Origin of the sequence: Dyadobacter sp., from assembly GCF_051859145.1 — a bacterium.
GTDB lineage: Bacteria > Bacteroidota > Bacteroidia > Cytophagales > Spirosomataceae > Dyadobacter.
The window spans coordinates 1-4,064 of record NZ_JBHYGF010000383.1 but is presented as its reverse complement, the minus strand read 5'-3'; the positions used below and the strand labels follow the sequence as shown (position 1 = coordinate 4,064).

The window sequence follows — 4,064 nt, the reverse complement described above, 5'->3', positions numbered from 1 at the left end:
CACGCAGCGTACTCAACGGTGAAAAGATTGCGAGACAAATTCCAGCACATTGGGCAGCGACTCCCGCCAGTATTTCCAGTTGTGGGCACCTTCCCTGATACGGAATTCGTGTGGCACCTCCTTTTTCCGCAAGGCAATGTGCACCAATGAGTTGCCTTCGTACAGAAAGTCATCGTCTCCGCAATCAATGTACCATTTCACGGCCTTCTTCTGGTTGTCGGGCATATTATTGATCAGCGCCAACGCACTGTGCCTTTCGTAATAACGCGCCACCGTTGTATCAGCAACGCCGGGATTGTTGCGTTCGAGGTTTTTCCGTGCATCTTCGAGCGTAATCGGTCCGGTAGAGGCGCTTAGCGGGCAGGCTGCTGCAAACAGTTCGGGATGGTGCAGCGCATACATGAATGTACCGCCTCCACCCATTGACAAGCCAGCCACTGCACGAAATTCCTTCTCCGCTTTCACCCGATACTTCTTTTCGATAAATGGAATGAGCTCTTTAAAAAAGAAATCTTCATAAGGCCAGTCGCCTTTTACATCATTAAAATACCCCCTTCTCCCCGTATTTGCATCCGGCATCACGATGATCATAGGCGCGGCACTACCGTCAGCAATCGCCTTATCGGCAATATGCTGCACCATCCCAAACTGTACCCAGCCGGTTTGATCATCCCCTGCACCGTGCAGGAGGTATAATACAGGATAGCTCCGCTCGGAAGTAGCGTAGTCAGGCGGCAGGTATATCGCAAACTTGCGTTCGGATTTCAGCAACTTGGACGGTAGGGACAGCTGGTCAAAAACCTTGCTGGTCTGAGCGGAAGCAATTTTGGTACTCAGCAACAAAAGGAACAGTAAACGGGAAAACTTCATGGGTTCAGGATAATGGCGATTAATTATTTCTTTTTAAGCTTCATAGCAACAGGATCCCACTTAATGACCTCCCTGCTGAAATAGCTTTCGTTGCAAGCGAGCACCGGCGCCGCCGCCCGGAAAGCAAAAATCGGATCTTCGATCGTACCTGTACTGCCTTTTTTAATGTTCTCGAAAAAATCCTTGAAATGGTCCGCATGTGCATCTTCCTTTTCCGGGGCATTAAAACGTACTTCTTTCACGGGATCCGCCTTGCGCGTGTCTTCCGGATACTGCGCGTCGTATTGTTTTTTAAACTCCTTCTGTTCACTTTCCGAAAAGGTATTATAGCTGTCATAACCACCAAATCCGGGTGCTTTCGGCAGCTTCTTTTTAGTCAGGATCAGGTTATCTTCTGTAAACTCAATCTGCCCCTCGGTTCCGATAATGCGCGTATTGTTGGCTATGGCGCCCGCATTGGCAAAGTTGACGCGGAGTACCATTTGAAAATTGGCATGGATATCTGTTTTGGGATATTCCAGAATGGAAACCAGAACATCCGGTACGTCGCGACCGTCTTTCCAGTAACTCAGCTCGCCGGAAGAAAATATCCGCTCCGGTCCATTTGAGCCTGTCACGAAGTGAACGCCGGTAATCAAATGCACAAAAAGGTCGCCTGCCACGCCGGTACCGTAGTCGCGGTAATTTCTCCACCTGAAAAAACGCTTTGGATCAAAAGGTACCTTCGGCGCATCGCCCAGGTAAGTGTCCCAATCCACGGTTTTCACGGATGCGTCAGTGGGTATCGAGTAGTTCCACGCTCCGATTGCATTGAAACGGTCATTATTGGATTCTACGTAATTGATCTCCCCTATCTCACCTGCCTGAAACAGCCTTTTAGCCTCCTTGAACGCCGATGAGCTGATTCGCTGACTTCCTACCTGCATGGTCTTGCCGGATTTTTTCCAGGCTTCAATGACCGACAAACCTTCATTGATGTGATGCACCATGGGTTTTTCACAATAAACATGCTTGCCGGCTGTCAGAGAAGCTTTTGTAATGTGATCATGCCAATGGTCGGGGGTTACTACCAGCACAGCATCAATGTCTTTTTTGTCCAGAATCTCGCGGTAATCGCGCGTGGTAAAAATGTCTTTTCCGTAGAGTTCCTTTACGCGCGTCAACCTGCCGTCGTACAAATCGGCCGCAGCGACGAACTCGGCGCCGGTTCCGCTGCGCATTGCAGCTTTTGTATCACTATGTCCCTGAATCCCCATTCCGATCGTAGCAAAGCGGATCTTATCGTTGGGACTGATTTTTTTCAGGTCTTTGATAATATTAAATGGCTTGGCAACTGACTCCCCGGCCAAAAGCACGGAGGCAGCAGACATATTTTTAAGGAACTTCCGGCGGGCAGGATTCATTGTCAATACAGGAAATAGGTGAAAGATGTTTTTGCTAAAATAAACAATTAATATTTTCTACAACAAGGCACGAATAAGTAAGTACAATGGAAAATGACGAAAGAAAAAAGCTGGTTGCCGAGCTACAAGCATTAATAGAAAAAGGCCAGGCGCACGTGACACTTTGGGATGCGCTCGAAGACTTACCTGCAAACTTGCGCGGAGCTACCCCGGCTGAGCTGCCTTACAGCATCTGGCAGCTTGTAGAACACCTCCGTATCGCGCAAAAAGACATTCTCGATTTCTCCGCCTCTGCCGATTACCAGGAAATTGAATGGCCAAAAGATTACTGGACCGCGCCATTGGAAACCGTAAGTGACGAAAAATGGGAAGCTGCGCTGGACCAGATTAAACAGGATCAGCAGACATTTATTCAGCTACTACAAGATGACACACGAGACCTTTTTGCCACCTTTCCCTGGGGTACCGGCCAGAATCTGTTGCGCGAAGCGATGCTGATCGCGGACCATAATGCCTATCATACTGCTGAAATCGTGGTACTTCGAAGGATCATGAGTGCGTGGCATTGAGGCTTTTCAAAGTTCCTCTATCCAAATGTCTTTGTAGTACACTTTGGCTTTGCCGCCACCGTGGATCTGCAATGCGATGAGTCCTTTTTGCGGAATGGATTTGTCTGGCTCGGTGTAATCAACCGTTTTTGTTCCATTCAGGAAAAGCTGAATGCGCCCGTTCTGGCTGTGCACTTCGTAGTCGTTCCATTCATTCCTTTTCAGTATTTTCTCGATCAATGCAGAATCTGGTGCTATTAATGTCATGTTACGACGGGATTCATCATATAAGCTGGCCCAGAACTTGTCTCCCAGGTCAGCCTGGTAGCCGATCATTTCATAAGCAGGATCTTTGGACCTGACGCTATGGAATTGCACACCTGTATTGACAAAACCTTCATTGCCGATGAGTTTGAACTTCACTTTCAGGATAAAGTTGGCGTATGGTTTTCTGGTACATAAAAACTCATTATGCGGCACCGTCTCGCTAAGAGAGCCGCCGGCGATGGCACCGCTCTCGATCTTCCAGGTTTTTACCGTATCTCCTTCCCACCCGTTAAATGTCTTTCCGTCAAACAGCGGAACAGCCTTCTTCACAGGCGCAACTATGCAGCCCACGAACAGGAGCGCAGCAGCAGCAAGCGGGTATAATGCGTTTCTTGACATAACCTTCATTTTTTTTCGTTTTCCGAAATCCACATTTGTAAAAGCCACGTACACTTAGCCTATACTATGACGATGTTGCAGAAGTACGGTCGTCGCCCGGGTACTAACATTGGATAAATTCTCTGCGCGACCATCTTGACTGCAGTTAGCCAGTTTGTATTTTTACCGAAAGTAAGTTTGCTCCCGAGTGGCAACACTGCATACCCTAGCATTTGAATTCTTATGATTGACACCTTGAACAGCCAACAAAACGATTTATTGGTTGCTGCTGAACGTTTTGAACTTGTTGCGAAAGCTACCCACGACGTAATCTGGGACCGGGACCTTGAAAATAATACAGTATGGTGGAATGAAGGAATGGCCCAGATCTTCGGCCACACTCCCGAAAGCCTTGAAGCCGGTTCTGAATCGTGGTACAACAACATTCATCCGGAAGACCTGGAAAGGGTTATAAAGAAGATACACGACGTCATTGACAATGGCGGCTCCAAGTGGTCGGACCATTATCGCTTCCGTAAAGCAGACGGTACCTACGCACATGTGCACGACCGCGGTTATACAATCCAGAAAGATGGTA

The 4,064-nt window shown here is 48.1% G+C and carries 5 protein-coding genes; 2 read left to right on the top strand and 3 right to left on the bottom strand.

All coding sequences use genetic code 11. The features are described 5' to 3' along the window. Positions 1-12 precede the first annotated feature (12 nt). Both ACTIE6_RS19715 and ACTIE6_RS19710 read right to left on the bottom strand, forming a co-directional pair. Positions 13-870: an alpha/beta hydrolase gene (locus tag ACTIE6_RS19715; protein ID WP_439558278.1), complete on the bottom strand. Its 858-nt coding sequence runs from the start codon at positions 868-870 to the stop codon at positions 13-15. A 23-nt stretch (positions 871-893) separates the two neighbouring features. After that, the gene (locus ACTIE6_RS19710; protein WP_439558277.1) at positions 894-2,273 is read right to left on the bottom strand and encodes a Gfo/Idh/MocA family protein; all 1,380 of its coding nucleotides are present in this window, start codon (positions 2,271-2,273) and stop codon (positions 894-896) included. An 86-nt stretch (positions 2,274-2,359) separates the two neighbouring features. Between ACTIE6_RS19710 and ACTIE6_RS19705 the strand changes: the two genes are divergently transcribed. Next, positions 2,360-2,842 carry a DinB family protein gene (locus ACTIE6_RS19705; protein WP_439558276.1) on the top strand — a complete coding sequence of 161 codons (483 nt, stop codon included), beginning with the start codon at positions 2,360-2,362 and terminating at the stop codon, positions 2,840-2,842. 6 nt (positions 2,843-2,848) lie between these two features. On the opposite strand, the gene ACTIE6_RS19700 is transcribed toward ACTIE6_RS19705, so the two are convergent. Next, complete coding sequence (locus ACTIE6_RS19700; protein ID WP_439558275.1) at positions 2,849-3,487, bottom strand: 3-keto-disaccharide hydrolase; 639 nt, start codon at positions 3,485-3,487, stop codon at positions 2,849-2,851. Positions 3,488-3,709: 222 nt separating this feature from the next. Here ACTIE6_RS19700 and ACTIE6_RS19695 point away from each other — a divergent pair. After that, positions 3,710-4,064 (top strand): PAS domain-containing protein (locus ACTIE6_RS19695; protein WP_439558274.1); only part of this gene is annotated, 355 nt, incomplete at its 3' end.

Bases quoted from the DNA above. Each gene is read 5' to 3' on its own strand.
- ACTIE6_RS19715 (WP_439558278.1), bottom strand. From the start codon at position 870: ATGAAGTTTTCCCGTTTACTGTTCCTTTTGTTGCTGAGTACCAAAATT.
- ACTIE6_RS19710 (WP_439558277.1), bottom strand. From the start codon at position 2,273: ATGAATCCTGCCCGCCGGAAGTTCCTTAAAAATATGTCTGCTGCCTCC.
- ACTIE6_RS19705 (WP_439558276.1), top strand. From the start codon at position 2,360: ATGGAAAATGACGAAAGAAAAAAGCTGGTTGCCGAGCTACAAGCATTA.
- ACTIE6_RS19700 (WP_439558275.1), bottom strand. From the start codon at position 3,487: ATGTCAAGAAACGCATTATACCCGCTTGCTGCTGCTGCGCTCCTGTTC.